15 protein-coding genes are annotated in these 20,721 nt (G+C 68.1%); 6 read left to right on the top strand and 9 right to left on the bottom strand.

Features of this window, described 5'->3' with window-relative positions; genetic code table 11:
• Positions 1-231 precede the first annotated feature (231 nt).
• The 4 genes from IP65_RS08905 to IP65_RS08890 are packed head-to-tail and all read right to left on the bottom strand — an operon-like array spanning position 232 to position 5,160.
• Positions 232-726, bottom strand: coding sequence for a sarcosine oxidase subunit gamma family protein (locus IP65_RS08905; RefSeq protein ID WP_169041350.1), 495 nt, complete (start codon positions 724-726; stop codon positions 232-234).
• The gene (locus IP65_RS08900) at positions 719-3,598 is read right to left on the bottom strand and encodes a 2Fe-2S iron-sulfur cluster-binding protein (RefSeq protein ID WP_054131473.1); all 2,880 of its coding nucleotides are present in this window, start codon (positions 3,596-3,598) and stop codon (positions 719-721) included. The genes IP65_RS08905 and IP65_RS08900 overlap by 8 nt, the downstream gene beginning before the upstream one ends.
• On the bottom strand, positions 3,595-3,858 hold the full coding sequence (locus IP65_RS08895) for a sarcosine oxidase subunit delta (protein ID WP_022678459.1): 264 nt from the start codon (positions 3,856-3,858) through the stop codon (positions 3,595-3,597). Before IP65_RS08895 ends, IP65_RS08900 begins: the two co-directional genes overlap by 4 nt.
• 15 nt (positions 3,859-3,873) lie before the next feature.
• On the bottom strand, positions 3,874-5,160 hold the full coding sequence (locus IP65_RS08890; RefSeq protein WP_054131472.1) for a sarcosine oxidase subunit beta family protein: 1,287 nt from the start codon (positions 5,158-5,160) through the stop codon (positions 3,874-3,876).
• A 158-nt stretch (positions 5,161-5,318) separates the two neighbouring features.
• Here IP65_RS08890 and purU point away from each other — a divergent pair, with 158 nt between their 5' ends.
• Complete coding sequence (gene purU / locus IP65_RS08885) at positions 5,319-6,206, top strand: formyltetrahydrofolate deformylase (RefSeq protein ID WP_051146502.1); 888 nt, start codon at positions 5,319-5,321, stop codon at positions 6,204-6,206.
• 99 nt (positions 6,207-6,305) lie between these two features.
• Here the strand turns inward: purU and IP65_RS08880 are convergent, their stop codons facing one another.
• From IP65_RS08880 to IP65_RS08870, 3 genes are all read right to left on the bottom strand, one after another.
• The gene (locus tag IP65_RS08880) at positions 6,306-7,538 is read right to left on the bottom strand and encodes an MFS transporter (RefSeq protein ID WP_369801250.1); all 1,233 of its coding nucleotides are present in this window, start codon (positions 7,536-7,538) and stop codon (positions 6,306-6,308) included.
• Between the two features lie 147 nt (positions 7,539-7,685).
• The gene (locus tag IP65_RS08875; protein ID WP_054131471.1) at positions 7,686-8,630 is read right to left on the bottom strand and encodes a LysR family transcriptional regulator; all 945 of its coding nucleotides are present in this window, start codon (positions 8,628-8,630) and stop codon (positions 7,686-7,688) included.
• 41 nt (positions 8,631-8,671) lie between these two features.
• Positions 8,672-9,748, bottom strand: coding sequence for a class 1 fructose-bisphosphatase (locus IP65_RS08870; protein ID WP_082349994.1), 1,077 nt, complete (start codon positions 9,746-9,748; stop codon positions 8,672-8,674).
• Positions 9,749-10,234: 486 nt separating this feature from the next.
• On the opposite strand from IP65_RS08870, the gene IP65_RS08865 reads away from it, so the two are divergent.
• Positions 10,235-11,407, top strand: coding sequence for an acyltransferase (locus IP65_RS08865; protein ID WP_054131470.1), 1,173 nt, complete (start codon positions 10,235-10,237; stop codon positions 11,405-11,407).
• On the opposite strand, the gene IP65_RS08860 is transcribed toward IP65_RS08865, so the two are convergent.
• Positions 11,404-12,390 carry a LacI family DNA-binding transcriptional regulator gene (locus tag IP65_RS08860; RefSeq protein ID WP_054131469.1) on the bottom strand — a complete coding sequence of 329 codons (987 nt, stop codon included), beginning with the start codon at positions 12,388-12,390 and terminating at the stop codon, positions 11,404-11,406. The genes IP65_RS08865 and IP65_RS08860 overlap by 4 nt on opposite strands.
• A 162-nt stretch (positions 12,391-12,552) precedes the next feature.
• Between IP65_RS08860 and ptsP the strand changes: the two genes are divergently transcribed.
• Genes ptsP through IP65_RS08840 form a run of 4 tightly spaced genes read left to right on the top strand, consistent with a single transcriptional unit; the run spans position 12,553 to position 19,202 of the window.
• Positions 12,553-15,141 carry a phosphoenolpyruvate--protein phosphotransferase gene (ptsP, locus tag IP65_RS08855; RefSeq protein WP_082349991.1) on the top strand — a complete coding sequence of 863 codons (2,589 nt, stop codon included), beginning with the start codon at positions 12,553-12,555 and terminating at the stop codon, positions 15,139-15,141.
• Positions 15,141-16,091, top strand: coding sequence for a 1-phosphofructokinase (pfkB, locus tag IP65_RS08850; protein WP_054131468.1), 951 nt, complete (start codon positions 15,141-15,143; stop codon positions 16,089-16,091). Before ptsP ends, pfkB begins: the two co-directional genes overlap by 1 nt.
• Positions 16,092-16,133: 42 nt before the next feature.
• Positions 16,134-17,768: a PTS fructose transporter subunit IIC gene (locus tag IP65_RS08845; protein ID WP_054131467.1), complete on the top strand. Its 1,635-nt coding sequence runs from the start codon at positions 16,134-16,136 to the stop codon at positions 17,766-17,768.
• Between the two features lie 45 nt (positions 17,769-17,813).
• A complete protein-coding gene (locus IP65_RS08840) occupies positions 17,814-19,202 on the top strand; it encodes a carbohydrate porin (RefSeq protein ID WP_054131466.1) in 1,389 nt (462 codons plus the stop codon).
• A 17-nt stretch (positions 19,203-19,219) separates the two neighbouring features.
• Here the strand turns inward: IP65_RS08840 and IP65_RS08835 are convergent, their stop codons facing one another.
• On the bottom strand, positions 19,220-20,578 hold the full coding sequence (locus IP65_RS08835) for an amidohydrolase (RefSeq protein WP_054131465.1): 1,359 nt from the start codon (positions 20,576-20,578) through the stop codon (positions 19,220-19,222).
• Positions 20,579-20,721: the final 143 nt, after the last annotated feature.

Genomic DNA, 20,721 nt, shown 5'->3' with positions numbered 1-20,721 from the left:
GCCTCACCATCGCGCATTGTCTTTTCTCCCCGGCCACTGGCTCTGTTCTCGTTCGCCCAGCATGGCAAAACCCGAATGTATCGCAATTCCGTCACCCCCGGCTTGACCCGGGGTCCCGCTTTCTTGCCTTCCCGCAGGAACAGGCAGCGGGATCCCGGGTCAAGCCCGGGATGACGAGATCAATGCGATACAATCCAGTCTCTTGTGCCTAATCCTTTCACCTTCGCCGGGTCATGCCGGCGTATCTACCCTTGCCGCCACCTCGCACCAGCGCGCGATCAGGCCATCGGCCAGGCTCGCCGGCACCAGCGCGTCGCAGCGATCGGGCGCCACCACGTTAAGGCGCAAGGCCACATGCGCGATCACCGTGGCCGCCGTGCAGCCGGGCGCAAACGCGGGATTTTCGGCATCGAACACGCCATCGTGCATCAGCAACCCGCGCCAGCCGGCACCCACCAGCCGCACCCGCACCAGGCCACCGCCGATCGGCGTCACTGCGCCATGATCCGCCACGGCCGCGTCCAGCGCGGCGCGGTCGATCGCGGCGCCTTCCACCAGCCACACCGTCGGTTCAAAACGCATGGCGCGCAGGTGATCATCGCCCGCGCTGCGCCCGGCCGGCGGCAGGGCAAAGCCCAGCGCCTGCGCCACCGCCGCCGCACCCGCCGTATCCCACAGCTCCAGCGCCAGCACATCGGCGGCATCGTGGACCGAAAGCTCAATCACGATAGCGCGCCCCTTCACGGTCATAGAATACCGGATCGCACACCCGCACCGGCACGCGCAGATTTCGGGTGGCCGACCAGGCGAGCAGTTCCTGGCCACGGCGGGCCATGCCATCGCTCAACAGCGCCAGGCCGATCCAGCCCTCGCCCGCCACGCGCGGCGCGGCGGTGGTGACATGGCCCAGCGGTTCCTGCCCTTCCTGCGTCACCAGCATGGCGCCTTCGGGCAGGGCCTGGCGGCCGATCACCGTCAGGCCCACCAGCTGGCGCCGCCCGCTGGCGGTGGCGATGGCCGGGCGCTGCTGCCCCTGCCAGCCGACAAAACCGCCGGTCTTGCGCAGCATGCCGCCGAGGCCAATGTCGTGTGCGCTCACGCGGCCATCCACTTCGGCGCCGATTACCACGTGGCCCTTTTCCACGCGCAAGTGGTCCATGGCATCGAGGCCATAGGCGCCGCCGCCGGCCGCCACCGCCGCACCATGCAGCGCATCCCACACCGTGCGCAGCTGGTGCCCAGGGGCATAGACCTCGAACGCGCGCTCCCCGCTATAGCTTGCCGCCAGGATCAGCACGTCCACCCCGGCCAGTACCGCGCGGGTGCAGCGCATGTGCGCGGGCGCTTCCGCACCGGTCAACGCGGCCAGCACGCGGGCCGATTGTGGCCCGGCCAGCGCCACCGCGCCGAGATGCTCCTGCACGTTGACCACGCTGACCTTCAAATGCGGCGCCATCACGTTGCGCAACCACGACAGGTGCTGCGCCATGCGGTCTGCCCCGCCGGTCGAACTGGTGAGGAGATAGCGCTGCTCGGCCAGGCGCCAGGCGGTGCCATCATCCATCACCAGGCCATCTTCGCGCAGCATCACGGTATAGCGCCCGCGCCCCACCCCCAGGCGGCCGATCGTGGTGGCGCAAGCCATTTCTAGCAGCGCGGCGGCATCCGGGCCGCTCACCTCGAACGTGGCCAGCGTGGAAACATCCACTATGCCAACGCTGTGCCGCACCATGCGCGCCTCGCGCAGCGATGCCACGCCCAGGCTTTCCCCGGCGCGCGGATAGCTGCGCGGGCGAAACCAATAGCCCACCGGCTGCCACGCCGCGCCCAGATCATCGTGCGCCTGGCGCAGGCGCAGGCGCCGCACTAGCCCGGCATGATCGCCCACCGCCGCACCGGCAAACGCGCCCAGCGTGGTGGGGGTATAGGGCGGGCGAAACGTGGTCAGCCCGGCCTGGGGAATATCCACGCCCTGCGCCTGCGCCAGTCGCGCCAGCGCCGCCATGTTGCCGGTCTTGCCCTGGTCGGTGCCCATGCCCAGCGTGGTATAGCGCTTGAGATGCTCGACCGAGCGATAGCCTTCGCGCCAGGCCAGATCGATATCGCTGAGCGTCACATCGTTCTGGAAATCGACAAAGGCCTTGCCGCGCGCGGCCTGCGGCACCTCGGCCGCGCCGGCCGGCGTGCCCATGCCCAGCGGATCGTCCACGGCAAAGCCGCGCGGCGCCCCGCCGCTGCCCGCGGCCCAGCCCTGCGCCAGGATCGCGGCCAGATCGTGCCCGCCTGCCGCCGCGCCGATGCTGGCCTGCGCCTGCCGCGCGGTGCCGGGCACAAAAGCTTGGGCCGCCGCGTCCCACGCCAGGTCGCCCCCGGCCTGCTTGTGCAGATGCGCGACCGGGGTGAACCCGCCCGACATCGCCAGCAGATCGGCCGCCAGGCGCTGCTCGCCGCCACCCACTTGCGCGATCAGGGTCGCCAGCCGCTGGCCCCGCGCGCGGGTATCGATCGGCCGGGCATCGGTCAGCACGGCAAAGCGGCCGCGCGCCTGATCGACGATCGCGCTGTCAGGCGCGGCGCGGCTGTCGAGCACCGCCACCACCTGCGCCCCGGCATCGGCCAGGGCAAAGGCGGTGCGATAGCCATCGTCATTGCTGGTCGCCACCACCGCGCGGCGCCCCGGCACCACGCCATGGCGCCGCACATAGGCGCGCACGGCCTGCGCCAGCATCACCCCGGGGCGGTCGTTGCCGCCAAAGGCCAGCGGCCGCTCGATCGCGCCGGTGGCCAGCAAGACCTTGCCGCAGCGCACTTTCCACAGGCGCTGCACCGACGCAGCAGCCGCCGGCACCTGCCCCGGCTCGGCCAGGCGCTGCACCACCGAAACCAGGTTGCCATCCCAATAGCCGGTCGCCGTGGCGCGCAGCAGCACGCGCCCGCCGCCCGCGCGAATCTGCGCCACGGCCTGCGCGGCCCACTCGGGCCCGCCCACGCCATCGATGCGCACATCCTCGCGCAGCAGCGCGCCGCCGGGCACGCTGTCCTGCTCCACCAGCATCACGCGCTGGCCCGCCTGCGTCGCAGCCAGCGCGGCAGCCAGGCCGGCTGGCCCGGCGCCCACCACCAGCACGTCACAAAACGCGGCGCGGTGGTCAAAACTGTCGGGATCGGCATCGGCCGGTGCCGGGCCCAGGCCAGCGGCCTTGCGGATGAACCGCTCATAGACCATCCAGCGGCGCGGCGGCCCGAAAAAGGTCTTGTAGTAAAAGCCTGCCGGGATCAGCCGCGATGCCAGGCCATTGATCGCGCCCACGTCAAACGCCAGGCTGGGCCAGACATTCTGGCTGCGCGCCACCAGGCCTTGATAGACGAACACGTCGGTGGCGCGGGTATTGGGTTCCGCCCGCCCGCCCTCACCCACGGTGACCAGCGCCGATGGCTCTTCCACCCCGGCCGCCATGATCCCGCGCGGGCGGTGATACTTGAAACTGCGCGCCACCACGGCAACGCCGTTGTCGAGCAGGGCCGCCGCCAGGGTCTGCCCCGGCCGCGCGGCATAGGTCTTGCCGTCAAACGTGAACGTCAGCGCAGCGCCGCTCATGGCAGCACCGCCGGGCCCAGCGGGCGCACTGCCACGATGGCGTGGGTCATGCGGTGGCGCCGCAGTTCCAGCCAGCCACGGCAACCCAGGGTGTGGCGCCAGATCTCGTCCTCCTCGCCGCGCGGATTGGCGCGGGCATAGAGCGTGGCCATCGCCGCGGCCGGCGCGGCATCGAGCGGCACCACGCTGTCGCGCGTGCGCTCATAGGTGAACTCTTCCTGCGCGCGCGGCCCGCAATGGGGGCAATCGATCAGCATCATGGCCTGCTCTCCCCCTCAGCGGTGCTGCGGCATCGGGCCAACGCCCGCTTCGTCGATGGTGCGCCCCTGGGCAAAGCGCGCCAGGTCAAACGGCGCGGCGATCGGGTGCGGCTGGCCCGTGGCGAGGTGGTGGGCATAGAGATGCCCCGATCCCGGCGTCGCCTTGAACCCGCCATAGCACCAGCCGCCGTTGATATAGAGGTTGCGCAGCGGCAGGTCGCCGATGATCGGCGAGCCGTCAAAGCTCATGTCGGTCACGCCCGACCAGCAGCGCACCATGCGCAACCGGCTGAGCGCCGGCACCAGGGCAATCGCCTGGGCGATCGCATCTTCCAGCCGCACCGGCTGGCCGCGCTGGGCATAGCTGGGAAAGCCATCGGGATCGCCGCCCGCCACGATCCCGCCCTTGTCGGATTGCGAGATATAGCAGTGCAGCGATTGCGACATGATCACCGTATCGATCATCGGCTTGACCGGCTCGGTGACATAGGCCTGCAGCGTGTGGCTTTCGATCGGCAGGCGCAGTCCGGCAAGGCCCGCGACATGGCCGCTGTTGCCCGCCACGCAGATTGCCACCTTGCCCGCCGCGATTGCGCCGCGCGTGGTCTCGATGCCGGTCACGCGGTCGCCCTCGCGAACGAAGCCGGTCACCTCGCAATTCTCGATCACGTCCACGCCCAGGTTGTCGGCCGCGCGGGCATAGCCCCAGGCTACGGCATCGTGCCGCGCAGTGCCGCCGCGATGCTGGATCATCCCCCCCTGAATCGGCCAGCGCGCATGGGGGGAAAAATCGAGCAGCGGCACCAGGCGGCGCACCGCGTCCACGTCCATCAGCTCGGCATCGATGCCCATCGCGCGCAAGCTATCGCCGCGTTCGGCCAGACGCGTCATGTCGGCATCGGAATGGCCCAGGAACAGCGCACCGCGCGGCGAGAACATGACGTTGTAGTTCAGTTCGTCAGACAGGCCTTCCCACAGCGTGAGCGAATGCTCGAGCAGACGCTGCAGCGGGGCCTGGCGATAGTTGGACCGCACGATCGTGGTGTTGCGGCCGGTGTTGCCGCCACCGATCCAGCCCTTTTCCACCACCGCCACGTTGCGGATGCCGTGCTGGCTCGCCAGGTAATAGGCCGTGGCCAGGCCATGCGCGCCGCCGCCGATGATCACCACGTCATAGCTCGGCCGGGGCTCTGCCGCGCGCCAGGCACGGCCCCAGTGGCGATGGCCGCCCAGCGCGCCACGCAGCAAGGCCAGCGCGGAATAGCGGCCCTGCGGCCAACGGGTTGATCGGGTTCCTGTCACGCCATCATGGGTAAGTGGCGCAGGGCGATCCCGTCGCGTCTAAAAATGTCATCCCCATGGCCGAAAATGTGATTTGCCAAAAACGCCTGACGACCGGTCTTTGCAGGGCGTGAAAGCGCGGGCGGCACACGGCCGGCCCGCCGGGGGGAACGCAAAGCATGACCGGAATTGTTGATCCGGGGGCGCTGGCCATGCCAGGTCAGGCTCTCTTGCTGCGCTGCGCCGATCAGCGCGGCATCGTCGCGGCGGTGGCCGGCTTCCTGGCGGAACAGGGGGCCACGATCACCGAATCCAATCATTTCAACAACGGCACCAAGGGCCAGTTCGCCATGCGCACGGCGTTTGCCGGCGATGGCGCACCGCTGCCCGATGTGGCCACGCTGCGCCAGCGCTTTGCCCCGATCGCCGATCGCTTTGCCATGGACTGGTCGCTGCACGACATGGCCCAACGCCCGCGCCTGCTGCTGGCGGTATCGAAATTCGGGCATTGCCTGTTCGATCTGCTGCACCGCTGGCGCGCCGGGCTGCTGCCGGTCGATATCGTCGGCGTGGTTTCCAACCATGATGACATGCGCAGCTTTGTCGAATGGAGCGGCCTGCCCTATCACCACCTGCCGACCAAGCCGGATGGCAAAGCCGCGCAGGAAGCCCGCTTTGCCGCGCTGATCGACGAGACGCAGCCCGATCTGGTGGTGCTGGCGCGCTACATGCAGATACTCTCGCCGATGCTCTGCGCCAAGGTGGCGGGGCGCTGCATCAATATCCACCACAGCTTCCTGCCCAGCTTCAAGGGCGCCAAACCCTATCACCAGGCGCACGAGCGCGGGGTGAAGATCATCGGCGCCACCGCGCACTATGTCACGACCGACCTGGATGAAGGGCCGATCATCGAACAGGACGTACGCCGCGTCAGCCATGTCCATGCGCCCGACACGCTGGTGGCGCTGGGCCGTGACGTGGAATGCCAGGTGCTGGCCCGCGCGGTGTCGTGGCATATCGAACGGCGCGTGATGGTCGATGGCAACAAGACCATCGTGTTTGGCTGAACCGCATTATTGTGCAGTGCAGCATTTTACTGAATTTCCCCGGTGAAACCGCAAGGTTTCCCCGGGGAAATCACATATACATCTGTAATTATTATTCTTTTATGCTTCCTGCGGACGCCGCGCCAACCAGTTGACCAGCCCCGCCCCCACGCCCAGCGCCAGGCCCAGCACGCTCACCCCGGTCCAGGCCGCGCCGTGCCAGGCCAGCGCCGCCAGGGCAGAGCCGGCCGCACCCAGCAGGAACATGCCGCCCATGAACAGTGTGTTGAGCCGCGCGCGGGCGCCTTGGTCCAGCGCATAGACGATATGCTGGTGCGAGATCAGCGCGCTTTGCACCGCCAGGTCGAGCACCACGCAGGCAAGCGCCAGGCCAACCACGCCCGAGAACGTCATGGCGATGATCCAGGCCACGACCATCAGCGCCACGCCCACCACGATCGTGGCATGGGGCCCGCGCCGGTCGGCAACATGCCCGGCCATGGGCGCTGCAAGAATGCCCACGGCGCCGATCACGCCAAACAGCCCGGCCACGCCCGCGCCCTGGCCCACTTGCGCCAGGCGCAGGGCAAGAATGCTCCAGAACGCGCTGAACGCGGCAAACAGCAGGCCTTGCGTCAGCGTCGCCAGGCGCAGCGCGCGGTGGCGGCGCCACAGGTGCCACAGCGAGGCGAGGAGCTGGGCATAGCGCGGCCCTTCGCCGTGGTGGTCACCCTTGGCGCGCGAAGTGGGCAGCATCGCCCGCAGGATCGCCGCCGCGATCAGCGCGAGCGGCACGCCCAGCCAGAACATCGCGCGCCAGCCGGCATGTTCGGCCACGAAGCCGGCGAGCGTGCGGCTGAGCAGGATGCCACAGAGCAACCCGGCCATGACTTTGCCGATCACTGCGCCGCTGCGTTCGGCCGGGGCCAGGTGCGCGGCAAACGGCACGATCTGCTGCGCTACCGTGGCCAGCGCGCCAAGCACGAGCGAGGCGCCGAGCAGCAGCGCGGGCGTGGGCGCGACGGCGGCGAGCACCAGCGCAACGGAGAGAAGCAGGAACTGCAGGACGATCAGCCCGCGCCGCTCGACCCGGTCGCCCAATGGCACCAGCAGGAACAGCCCCAGGGCATAGCCCAGCTGCGTGACCGTGGGTACCAGCGCCGTCAGCGCACCGGGCATGCTGGTTTCGATCAGGCCCAGCATCGGCTGGTTGTAATAGATATTGGCGACGGCGAGGCCAGTGGTGGCGGCCATCGCCAGGATCAGGGCATTGCCCAGAACCGGGCGTGGCGTTTGCGCCGATGGCTGAGACGCCTGGCGCGCGGGCGCGCCGGCAAGGATGGTGTCCGACATGATCAGGGCTCTCGTGCAGGGGCAGGCCGGGGGGAAACGGTTGCTGCCGGGCTTGGTTGCACCCCCTATGCACCATTGGCCGGCAAATGATAATCTGCCCCAAGTGGCACGCACTATTGCATTTCACGCAATGATGGCGGGCAAAGCTCAGCCCGGCAGGCACCGCTCCCAATAGGGCGGCGTGCCAAAACTTTCCGCCAGGAAATCGACCAGCAGGCGCACCTTGGCCATGCCGCGCCGATCGGGCAGGTAAAGCGCGTGGATGCCGGGATCGCCCGGCGGCGGCGCCCCGGGGCGGGCAATGTCGCCGTGCCACTCAGCCAGCACCGGGCGCAGCCGCCCCTGCGCCACGTCTTCACCCACCAGCCAGGTGGGCAAGAGCGCGAGTCCCGCCCCGGCCAGTGCGGTTTCGCGGATCGTATCGGCGTGGTTGGTGCGCAGTGGCCCGGCCACGCGCACCCATTCGTGCTGGCCGTCGCGGGTCAGCCGCCAGCGCCGCTCGCCATCGGCAAAGGCAAAGGTCAGGCAGGCGTGATCGGCCAGGTCCTGCGGCACCTGGGGCGTGCCATGCGCGGCAAGATAGGCCGGGCTGGCGCAGACCAGGCGGCGTTGCGGCGCCAGCCGCCGCGCCACCAGGCTGGAGGAATCGAGCGCGCCCAGCCGCACAGCCACGTCTATGCGCTGCGTCGCTAGATCGAGCGGGGTGTCGGTTACCACCACGTCGAGCGTGATATCGGGATGGGCCGCCATGAACGCGGGCAGGATCGGGGTGACATGCAGCCGGGCAAAGCTGACCGGCAGGCTCACCCGCAACAGCCCGCGCGCCGCGCCCGGCCCCTCGCGCACGGTGCGGTTGGCTTCGGCCAGGGTATCGAGGATGGCACGGGCGCGCGGGTAATAGGCCTCGCCCGCCTCGGTCAGGCTGACCTGGCGGGTGGTGCGCGTAAACAGCCGGGTGCCCAGCGCCGCTTCCAGCGCATCGACATGGCGGGTGAACGATGACGTGGCCTGCCCCGCGCGCCGCGCCGCCGGGGCAAAGCCACCCTCGTCCACCACGGCCACGAAGGCCTGCAACGCGGCGAACATGTCCATGGCCCGCCCCCCGTCGCCGCCGTGCGCGCCAGCCTCGGCGCTTAGCCCTGCGGCTCGCTGGCGGCGGCGACTTCTTCCGGATCGCCCAGGATCACGCCGACGCGTTCGTGCAGGCCAGTGGGCACCAGGTCGAGAATGCGCGCATGGCCATTGCTCGATGCGCCGCCGGCCTGCTCGATCAGCATGCTCATCGGGTTGGCTTCATAGAGCAGGCGCAGGCGCGCGCTACCGCCCTTGCGGTGATCGGCCGGGTAGAGGAAAATCCCGCCGCGCTTGATGATGCGGTGCACGTCGGCCACCATCGAGGCGGGCCAGCGCATGTTGTAATCCACGCCCAGGGGGCCTTCGCTGCCCTGAATGCGCTCTTCGATATAGCGCGCCACGTGCGGCGACCACTGGCGGCGGCGCGCCATGTTGACGGCGAATTCGCGGTTGCCGCGCGGCATCTGCATCGGCCCGTCGGTCATCCGCCACGAACCGATCTCGCGGTCCAGTGTGAATTCATAGACGCCGGTGCCCACGGTCAGCACCAGCAGCGTCTGCGGGCCATAGATGGCATAGCCGGCCGCCACCTGGCTGGTGCCGGGCTGCAGGAAATCGGCCTCGGCCACGTCGCGCCCGGCGCAGGCCTCGGGCGCGCGCAGCACCGAAAAGATCGTGCCGACCGACAGGTTCACGTCGATGTTGCTCGACCCGTCGATGGGATCGAACACCAGCAGGTATTCGCCCTTGGGGAAACGGCCCGGAATGGGATGGAGCGATTCCATTTCTTCCGACGCCATCGCGGCCAGTTGCCCGCCCCATTCGTTGGCATCGAGCAGCAGGTCGTTGGCGATCACGTCCAGCTTCTTCTGCACTTCGCCCTGGACGTTTTCACTGCCCAGCGAACCCAGCACATCGCCCAGCGCGCCCTTGGAAATGGCAAAGTTGATTGCCTTGCAGGCGCGCGCCACGGTTTCCAGCAACAGGCGCAATTGCGGCGGGCAAGGCGAATCCGGCCGCCGCTGCTGCTCGATCAGAAAGCGGGTGAGCGTGACCGGCTGCCCCGATTGCGGATTGGGCGCCGGCGCAGCGGGTGCGGCGGGGGCGCTGTCGATCACGGGGGTCTGGGTGCTCATCGGGCGAATCTCTCCTGCCTGGGCCCGGCCTGGCCGGGCGATGCGGCCCTCTCTAGGCCAAGTCTTGTGCAAATGCGAAGACGAAAGGGCATGATTTGCGCCCAGCGGTGCTGCCTGCCCCCTGCGGCGTGTGCGGCCAAGCGCACGTTGCGGGAGGCGAAGCGCCGGCAAGGCCGGCAAAAACGCATGACCTCGGTATTAAAAAATCGTCATGCGCTTGGAATTATGCCGCCCACATCAGCAACATTGCTGAATATTTCCAAAACAACATGAACTTTTTTACAGGTTTCCGCCGCACGTCTTGTGACCACTAACGGCTTTGACTTATAAAACTGCTATATCGGAATGATTTTAAAAAATAATAATCAGCAATTCTGAACGCCATATCGGCCTTTATTTGCATGCTTTGCAAATGCCCCTGCCGCAATCTCGCCCAACAGGGTCGAGACGCGACTGATCCCTGCCCCCTTTCAGGATCGCTAGACCATGGCACAAGAGCCAATCTCGAACGTCGCCATCAGCAGCAGGCCCTCGCCCCATCGTTTCGAAGCGATCGACAGCCTGCGCGGTTTCGCGGCGCTGTCGGTGGCGCTGCATCACCTGCAAGTGGGCAGCCACATCTATTTCTGGCACTATGTGCGCAATTCGTTCCTGTTCGTGGAATTCTTCTTTGTCTTGAGCGGCTTCGTCATCGCCTGCGCCTATCAGGACAAGATCCATAACCGGCAAGACTTCAAGATTTTCGCGATCAAGCGCATTGCGCGGGTCTGGCCACTCCATCTCGTCATGCTGGCCGCGTTCCTCTGCGCGGAAACAACGCTCTATATTCTCTCGCACAAGATCGCGCTGCCCCTGGCCCGCCCGCCGTTCAGCGAAAATCGCACACTGTCGGGCGTTCCAGCCAACTTCTTCCTGCTCAACGGCTTCCTGCCGATTCCCGGATCGGAATGGAACGGGCCGAGCTGGAGCATCAGCGTCGAGCTGGTCAGCTATGTCCTGTTCGCGCTGATCCTGCTCCTGGCCAAGCGGCACGTGCGGCTGTGCCAGTTTGCTGCCATCGCGCTTGGGCTTGCCTGGCTGATCCATGCCGATGGCGAGCCGGGCTTCTATGCGTTCCTGCCGCGCTGCATCTATTCGTTCTTCATCGGCGTGGCGCTGTGGAACTATCGTGGCATGTTCTCGCGCATTCCGGCTACGCCGTTCCAGATCGTCGCCATCGCGGCGGCCTTTGCCATGCTTTATTTTGGCGCGGGCTATGGCCTGTTCCTGGTGGGGCCGATCGTGTTCCTGTTCGTGATCGCGGCTGTCTCGTTCGAAGATGGCGCGGTTGCCAAGCTCCTCAAAAAGCCGTTCTGCCTGTTCCTCGGCCGCACCTCCTATTCGATCTACATGGTGCATTTCTTCATCGCCTTCGTCGTTGCCAACGTGCTGAAAGTCGTGGCCAAGCTGCTGCACTCGCCGGCCGTGGTGCCCGGCACCGAGCTGGCCACGATCAAGCAATCGCCGTTCATCATGGACGGCGTAACGGTGCTCTACCTCGTCGTCATCGTAACCGTGGCACGCTATGCCTATCGCTTGGTCGAACGCCCAGGGATGGAACTTGGCGCGCGCCTCGCCAGCCGCGTGCGCCGCCCTTCCCGCGAGGTTGTCGTGGCCTAGCCCCGCGCCACCAACTTGCCCGCCAGCACCACCTTGCGGGTGGGCGCTTGCGGATTGTCCAACCGGTCGAGCAGCATGGTGGTGGCAGTGCGGCCGATTTCCTCCACTGGCTGCTCGATCACGCTGATCCCGCCCGCGCCACTGGCGCCCTGGCCCACGAAATCCATCCAGTCGTTGTTGTCAAACCCGGCCAGCGCCATGTCGTTGGGCACCGACAGGCCCTGCGCGCGCAAGGTGCGCAGCACGTTGAGCAGCATGACCCCGTTGCTCGCCACCACGGCATCGGGGCGCTGCGGGCCAGACAGCAGGCCGGCTAGGGCGCGCTCGGCCTCGCCGGCGCTGTGGGGCACGGCGATCGCCTGCGTCTCCAGCCCAAGCGCCTTGGCCGCGCGCTCGAACCCGGCGCGGCGTTCCAGGCCGGTCATGCTCATCGCGCCGAACAGGCCGGCGATGCAGCGATGGCCCTGGGCGTGGAGATGCTCCACCAGCACGGCCGCCATGCGTTCGTTGTCGAGCAGCACGCAATCGAGATCGGCGCCGGGAATGGCGCGGTCGATCAGGACCACGGGACGTTCTCCCCCGGGCCATTCGGTGCGGGCCACGCGCTGGCGCGAAGGCGCCAGGATCACGCCGGCGGCGCGTTCCTGGTGCATGAGGTCAAGGTACATCGCCTCTTTCGCGGGATCTTCGTCGGTGTTGCACAAGATCACCTGCATGCCGCGCGCGGCCGCTACGGTTTCCACGCTGCGCGATACGGCGGTGAAAAACGGGTTGCGGATATCAGCCACGATCAGGCCGATCACGTTGGAATGCCGCGAGCGCAGCCGTCGCGCCGCCAGGTTGGGACGATAGCCGGTGCTTTTCACCGCATCGAGCACGCGCGCCTGCATCGCCGCGTCCACTGCCTTGCCCGCCAGCACCCGCGAAACCGTGGCCGCCGAAACGCCGGCCACCCGCGCTACATCCTTGATCCCCACCGCCATCAGAAAACGTTCTCTCCAAAACCCCGGCCTTGCAGCCTGTTTTCGCGGCAAGCATGGCCCCAATCCGCCCATTTGCGCAAGCCTCTTGACAAAATTCACGAGAAAACGTTTTCTCAACGCACAGCGGCGGCTTAAGCCCGCCGACGAATGGCACCAGGAGAGATGCGCGAAATGCAGCCCAACCCCGCGATTTTGCCCGAAGATGCGCCACATGGCGCAGCCGCTGGCGATGCCGTTCTGGTGCGCATCGCCGCCACGGCCGCGAGCAAGGAAGACGCGATTCGCCAGGCCGGGCAGATGCTGGTGGCAGCCGGATGCGTGGCGCCGGGCTATGAAGACAGCATGGTCCGCCGCGAGGACGTGGCCAACACCTTCCTTGGCGCAGGCGTGGCGATCCCGCATGGCCTGGGCGAAGACAAGGGCCTGGTGCGGCGCGATGGCATCGCCGTGCTGCAACTGCGCGACGGGGTGGAATGGAACCCCGGACAGACCGCGCAGCTGGTGGTGGGCATTGCCGCCAGTTCCGACAGCCATATCGCCATCCTGCGCCGGCTGACCCGCCTGATCCAGGACGAGGCACGCCTGGCCGCGCTGATCGCCAGCGATGATCCCCATGCCATTGCCCGCGCCCTGGGCGAAGATGGCGCCGCCCCGACATCCGCAGCGCCAGTGGCCGATCTGGCCCACAGCGCGCAGTGGACGGTGGACTATCCCGCAGGCCTCCACGCCCGCCCCGCTTCTGCCTGGATGGATGCGGCACGCGCCGCGCCCGCCGCGCTGCGCGTCCGCCACGGCCATGACAGCGCCGATCCCAAAAGCCTGGTCTCGCTGCTGCAACTGGGCCTCAAGCAGGGTGACACGATCACCGTGTCGGCCGATGGCCCGCAGGGCCGCGCGGCGGTGGACCAGTTCCTGGCCGTGGCCCGCCGCCTGACCGCGCGCGAAAAGGAAGACGCCGCGCGTGCCGCCGCCAAGGTCGCTGCCGCTGCCGCGCAGAACGGCGGCAAGGGTTGGCAACCGGAAACGCCGCTGGCCATGCTGGCGGGCGTGGCGGCCAGCCCGGGCCTGGCGATCGGCCGCGTCCATGTGGTTGCCGCCGCCGAACTCACGGTGCCGGATGAGCCGGTGGACCTGGGCCGGGGCGGCGCCATGCTGGACGAGGCACTGCGCCGCACCCGCGCGCAGATGACCGCGCTGATCGATGATACCACGCGCCGCCTGGGCGCGGGCGATGCGGCGATCTTCAAGGCGCAGGCCGACCTGCTCGATGATACCGACCTGATCACGCTGACCTGCCAGCTCATGGTCGAGGGCCATGGCGTGGCGTGGTCGTGGCACCAGGCTGTCAGCCGCATTGCCGGGCAGCTTTCCGCGCTGGGCAATCCGGTGCTCGCCGCCCGCGCGGCAGACCTGCACGATGTGGGCCGCCGCGTGCTGGCCGCGATCGATCCGGCACTTGCCACAGGCTCGCTCGAAACCCTGCCCGACGGCCCGGATGCGGCGCCTTGCGTGCTGCTAGCGGGCGATCTTTCGCCGTCCGACACCGCCACGCTCGATCCCGCAAAGGTAGCGGGCATCGCCACGGCGCTGGGCGGCCCCACCTCGCACAGCGCGATTCTGGCGCGCACCCTGGGGCTGCCTTCGGTGGTGGCGCTGGGCAATGACCTGCTGGCGCTGGGCGCCGGGGCCACGGTGATCGTCGATGGCGATGCTGGCCGCGTCTGGCTCGATCCCACGGCGGCAGACATCGCCAGCGCGCAAGCATGGATCGATCGCATCGCCGCCCGCCGCCGCGCGCAAGAGGCCGAACGCAGCCGCCCGGCGATCACCACCGATGGGCATCAGGTGGCCATCGCCGCCAACGTCAACCGCCCGGATTCGGTGGCCTTTGCCCTGGCCGAAGGCGCCGAGGGCGTGGGCCTGATGCGCACCGAGTTCCTGTTTCTGGAACGCGGCGACACGCCGGGCGAGGACGAGCAGGAAGCGATCTATCGCGCGATGATCACCGCGCTGGGTGATGGGCCGGACGGCCATCGCCCGCTGATCGTGCGCGCGCTCGATATCGGCGGAGACAAGCAGGTGCCGCATCTCGATCTGCCGACCGAGGAAAACCCGTTCCTGGGCGTGCGCGGCGCGCGGTTGCTGCTGCGCCGGCCCGACCTGCTCGATCCGCAGCTGCGCGCGCTTTATCGCGCGGCAAAGCACGGCGGTGATCTGTCGATCATGTTCCCGATGATCACCTCTACCTGGGAATTGCAGCGGCTGCGCGCGCGTTGCGAGGAAATCCGCGCCGAGCTGGATGCCCCCGCCGTGCCGATCGGCATCATGATCGAAGTGCCGGCCGCCGCAGTGCAGGCAGCCGCGCTCGCCGAACATGCCGATTTCTTTTCGATCGGCACCAATGACCTCACGCAATATACCCTGGCGATCGATCGCCAGAACCCCGATCTGGCCGCCGAGGCAGACAGCCTGCACCCCGCAGTGCTGCGCCTGATCGCGCTGACGGTGGAAGGCGCGGCCACGCATGGCCGCTGGGTGGGAGTGTGCGGTGGCCTCGCCGGCGATCCGTTTGGCGCCGCGCTGCTCACTGGCCTGGGGGTGAGCGAACTGTCGATGACCCCGCGCGACATTCCCGCCGTCAAGGCGCGGCTGCGCGGCGCCAGCCTGGCTGATCTGCAAGACCTGGCGCGCCGCGCCCTGGCCCAGCCCGGCGCCGCGCAAGTGCGCGCGCTCGATGCAGGAGCGGCCTGATGCGCGTTCATACCCTCACGCTCAATCCCGCGATCGACGAGACGATCACGCTCGATCGCCTGGTGCCCGGCCAGGTCCACCGCGCCCGTGGCGTGCGCCAGAACGCCGGGGGCAAGGGCATCAACGTGGCCAGCTGCCTGGCCGATTGGCGCACCCCGGTTTCCGCCCATGGCCTGCTCGGCCGCGACAATGCCGCCCCGTTCGAGGCGCTGTTTGCCGCCAAGCCGATCACCGATGCCATGGTGCGGGTGGATGGCGCCACGCGCGTCAACCTCAAGCTGGTCGATGCCGACGATACCACCGACATCAATCTCGATGGCCTGGCGGTGACCGACGAAACCCTTGCTACCGTGCTCGATGGGCTGACGGCCATGGCCGCGCCAGGAGACATGGTGGTCCTGGCGGGCAGTCTCCCCCCCGGCTGCCCGCCAGCGTGCTATGCCACGCTGGTGGCGCGGCTGCGCGCACAGGGCGTGCACGTGCTGCTCGATGCCAGTGGTGATCCGCTGGCGCGCGCGCTGGCAGCGCCGGTGCTGCCACACGTGATCAAGCCGAACCGCGATGAACTGGCCGCCTGGGCCGGAGAGGCGCTGCCCAATTGCACTGCCGTGCTCGCTGCGGCGCGGGCGCTGCATGCGCGCGGGGTGGAACAGGTGGTGGTGTCGATGGGCAGCCAGGGCGCACTGTTCGTGACCGGCGATGGCGCGGTCCATGCCCAGCTTGCCCTGCCCCCGCTGGGCCCGCTGGGCGTGGCCAGCACGGTGGGTGCGGGCGATGCCATGGTGGCAGGCCTCGCCGCCGCGCATGTCGCCGGGCTGGGCCTGGCGGAAACCGCGCGGCTCGCCACGGCCTTCGCCGTGGCCAAGCTGGGCATGGCCGGGCCGAACCTGCCGGAAAAGGCCAGCGTGATGGCGCTGGCGCAAGACGTGATCATCGGCCCGCGTCCGTAACGCGTGGCTGCAACAGAAATGACCTTGGGATTGGGTTTGACCATGAAACATCATGTGCTGATCGCCGCGCCGGGGCGCGATGTGGAAGCGGTGCTTGCCGCCGAAGCGCTGCGCAAGGCCGCGCGCGAGGCCGGGCTCGACGTGGAGGTGCAACTTGCCCTCGACGATGCCGCGCCGCTGGCCCATCCGTCCGCGCGGGTGGTCCCGGTCGATGCCGTGCTGGCCGATCCCGCCGCCGTGCTGGCTGACCTGGCCGCCGCGCCGGCCGCTGATGCCACGCCAATGCGCATCGTCGCCATCACCTCGTGTCCCACGGGCATCGCCCACACGTTCATGGCGGCCGAAGGGCTGCAACAGGGCGCGGCTGAACTGGGCCATGCCATCCGCGTCGAAACGCAAGGTTCGGTGGGCGCCGGCACGCCGCTCACCGCGCAGGAAATTGCCGAGGCCGACGTGGTGATCATCGCGGCTGACCGCGAGGTCGATCGCGCCCGCTTTGCCCGCAAGCGCGTGTTTGCCAGCAACACCAAGCCCGCCATCACCGGCGGCGCCGCGCTGATCACCCGCGCCCTGGCCGAAGCAAGCGTCCAGGCCGCCGCGCAAGGCGCTGCCACCGCCCCGGCCAAGGCAGAGCGCACCGGCCCCTACAAGCACCTGATGACCGGGGTTTCGTTCATGCTGCCTTTCGTGGTGGCGGGCGGCCTGCTGATCGCGCTGGCCTTTGCCCTGGGCGGCATTCACGCCAATGACGATGCCGCCGCCGGCACCCTGGCGCACACCCTGTTCGAGATCGGCGCCAAGGGCGGCTTTGCCCTGATCGTGCCGGCGCTCGCGGGCTATATCGCCTATTCCATCGCCGATCGGCCGGGCATTGCCCCGGGCATGATCGGCGGCATGATCGCGGCCAGCCAGGGCGCGGGCTTTCTCGGCGGAATCGTCGCGGGCTTCATCGCCGGCTATGGCGTGTACGCGCTGAACCGCGCGATCCGCCTGCCGCGTAACCTCGCTGGGCTCAAACCCATGCTGATCCTGCCGCTGCTCGGTACGCTGCTCACCGGGCTGCTGATGGTCTATGCCGTGGGCACGCCGGTGGCCGCCGTGCTGTCGTTCCTGACGCAATGGCTGCGCGGCATGCAGGGATCGAGCGCCATTGCGCTGGGCCTGATCCTGGGCGCGATGATGGCGTTCGACATGGGCGGCCCGGTCAACAAGGCCAGCTATGCCTTTTCCGTCGGCCTCATCGCCAGCCAGGTTTACACGCCGATGGCCGCGACGATGGCCGCCGGGATGACCCCGCCGCTTGGCATCGCGCTGGCGACAGTCCTGTTCCGCAACCGCTTTTCGGCAGAGGAACGCGATGGCGCCGGGGCCACGGCGGTGCTTGGCCTGGCGTTCATCACCGAAGGCGCAATTCCCTTTGCCGCGCGCGATCCCCTGCGCATGATCCCGGCTTTCGTTGCCGGATCGGCCCTGGCCGGGGCGATTTCGATGGCGATGGGCGTGGAACTGCGCGTGCCGCATGGCGGCGTGTTCGTGCTGCCGATCCCCGGCGCGGTCACGCACCTTGGCGCCTATGCCGTGGCGATTGCTGCCGGCACGCTCACCACCGCACTGCTCGCCGGGCTGCTGCGCCGCCCGCTTGCCCAAGAAACCACGGCGCTGCCCGCCACCGCCTGAACCCTTTCACATGCGGCCAGCCCCCGGCCGCAAGGAGCAAAACCCATGTTCGCCCTGCCCCATGGTGCCTGCCGCGCAGGCGCCCTTGCCCTCGTGCTGCCTGCTCTCCTCGCCTCTGCCGCCCCGGCGCTGGCCGATGATGCCGCTCCCCCGCCCCCGCCAACGCTTCCAGCGACGCTTCCGGCAACCGGGCAGGCGCCCGCCGCGCGCCAACCACTGCAACCGCTGGCCGACCAGGGCGTGACGCTGCAATGGAGCTATACCGGAGAAGCCGCCGGCAACGTGACCGGCGGCCTGGCGCGCAAGAGCGCCTATACCGGCCAGGTCTATGTGGGTGCCGATCTCGACATGGATCGCATCGCCGGGATCAGTGGCGCCACGATCCACTTTGCCGTGACCAACCGCCACGGCAAGAGCCTGTCGGGCATTGCGCTGGGCAACAATACCTCGGTCCAGGAAGTGTGGGGCACGCAGAACACCCACCTGGCGATCCTGACCTGGGAGCAGAAGCTGCTCAACGATCGCCTGGTGATCGAGGCCGGGCGCAGCCAGGCCAATATCCACTTCCTCAATTCGCCGCTCTATTGCCTGTTCCAGACCAATTCGACCTGCGGCAACCCCACCTTCGTGTTCAAGAACAGCAACTTCACCTATTTCCCGGCGTCAAGCTGGATGGCCCAGGCCAAGCTGTGGGTGGCGCCGCGCTGGTTCGCCCATGCCGGGGTCTATGAAGTAAACCCCGATCGCAAGCGCTGGAACGATGATGGCTTCAACTTCTCCTCGGCCAACCGCACGGGCGTGATCGTGCCGTGGGAACTAGGCTATGCCGATGACAAGGGCGAGACCCGCCTGCCCGGCCACTATATCCTGGGCGGCTGGTTCGACCGCGCCGACTATGCCGATCCGCTGCGCGACGATGCCGGCGGCATTGCCATTCTCACCGGGCGCCCGGCCCGCACGCTGCACGGGCGCAGCGGGATCTATGCCCGCTTTGACCAGCAATTGACCCGCCCCGATCCGCAAAGCCGGCGCGGGCTGTCGATCTTTGGCGTGGCGATGACCAACCTGTCGGGCCAGGTGGAGGAAAGCCGCTATCTCGATTTCGGGATCGTCCAGACCGGCACGTTCAAGGGGCGCGATACCGATACGCTGGGCTTTGTCATCAACGACCAGCGCTTTTCCGACCTGGCGATGCAGCGCATGCGCGCCGCGCGCCTGGCCGCCGGCGGCGAAGACAACGTGCATCGCCACGAGGTGATGATGGAACTGGCCTATGGCGCCGATCTGGTTCCGGGCCTGCGCATTTCGCCCAATGTGCAATATGTCCTGCACCCCGATAACACCGGGGCGCCGTTCAATACCACCAACACCCGCGATGCGCTGGTGTTCGGTTTCAAGTTCACGCTCGACGGCCCGGCCTTCTTCGGGCGCTGACGTGCAGTGGCGGGGGATCAGTTCCCCGCCACGCCCAGCACGGCCAGGGTCAGCGTTTCCACCCCGGCGCGGATCGTCGGTTCGGGTTGCGGGGCAAAGAATGGCGAATGGTTGACCGGCACTGGTTTGCCCTCGGCCTTGAGCCGCGCGAGCATCGCCGGATCGCTGCCGCCCACGCCAAAGAACACCGACTTGCTCACCCCGGCATTGACGTATTCAGAATAGTCCTCGCTCGCGGTGCCGCCGGGCATCATCGCCGGCACCAGCGCCACCTGGGCATCGCCCAGCGCGGTCTTGAGGATGCCGGCCAATTGCCCGGCGAGCGCGGGATCGTTGACCACCGATGCCGTGGCCTCGGTATGGTCAACCCCCGGTTCGGGCGCGCGGGCCATGCTCGCCACGGCGCGCGCGGTGATGCCCACGCCATCGAGCAGCAGCTTGCGCACATCGGGATCATAGGATCGCAGCGTCAGCTTGAGCACCGCCGTATCGGGAATGATGTTGGGCACGAAACCGGCGTTGAACGCGCCCACGGTGATCACGCCGAACTTCTGCGGGTCTTTCTGCCGGCTGATCACCGTCTGCACATCATCGACAAAGTGCGCGCCCATCACGATCGGATCGATGCTCTTGTCCGGCATGGAGCCGTGCGCGCCCTGGCCATGGAAGGTGACGATCACGGAGTCCGAGGCAGAGCTGACCGCGCCCTGCTTGACCGTCACATGCCCGGCCACATCGGGCCCGACATGGGCGGCAAAGGCATAGTCCGGCTTGGGAAAGCGGGTGAACAGGCCATCGGCCAGCATCGCCTTGGCGCCGCCGGCCTTTTCCTCGGCCGGCTGGCCGATGAATACCAGCGTGCCGTGCCACTTGTCCTTGAGCGCCAGCAGCGTCTGCGCCGTGCCCACCCACCAGGCCATATGGCTGTCATGGCCGCAGGCGTGATCGGTGGGGGTCAGCTTGCCATCGATGGTCTGCTGATAATGGCTGGCATAGGGCAGCCCGGTCTTTTCCTCGAGCGGCAGCGCGTCCAGCTCGGTCCTGACCAGAACCACCGGGCCATCACCATTGCGATAGACCGCCACGATCCCGGTCTGGCCGACATGCTCGGTCACGGTAAAGCCCAGCGCCCGCATCCGCGCCGCCAGCAAGGCGGCGGTGCGGGTTTCCTGAAAGCCGACTTCGGGCTGCTGGTGGATGTCCTTGTACAGCGCATCGAGCGAGGGATAGATCTTGGCGAGCTGCGCATCGATCGCGGCGCGCGCCGCCACGGGATCGAGCGGCGCGGCCTGGGCCACCTGCGGCACGGCAGCAAGCGTCAGGGCAAGGCCCGTGGCCCGCGCCAGCCGGCGGCGGAGTGTGTGCGTAAAAGCCATGACGGTTCCTTTGCTTGCAGATTGCGGCCGGCGGGTGCTGCCCTCATTGCCCGCCAGCTTGCCAAACGACGCCCCGCTTGGCTAGCGTGACGGGTAGGGCTGTGCCGCAAGCACAACAACCAAGCCATTCGTTTCAGGGGAGC

It is taken from the genome of Novosphingobium sp. AAP1 (assembly GCF_001295765.1).
GTDB lineage: Bacteria > Pseudomonadota > Alphaproteobacteria > Sphingomonadales > Sphingomonadaceae > Novosphingobium > Novosphingobium capsulatum.
The sequence above is the reverse complement of the archived record's forward strand: the minus strand, read 5'-3'. Positions and strand labels throughout refer to the sequence as shown.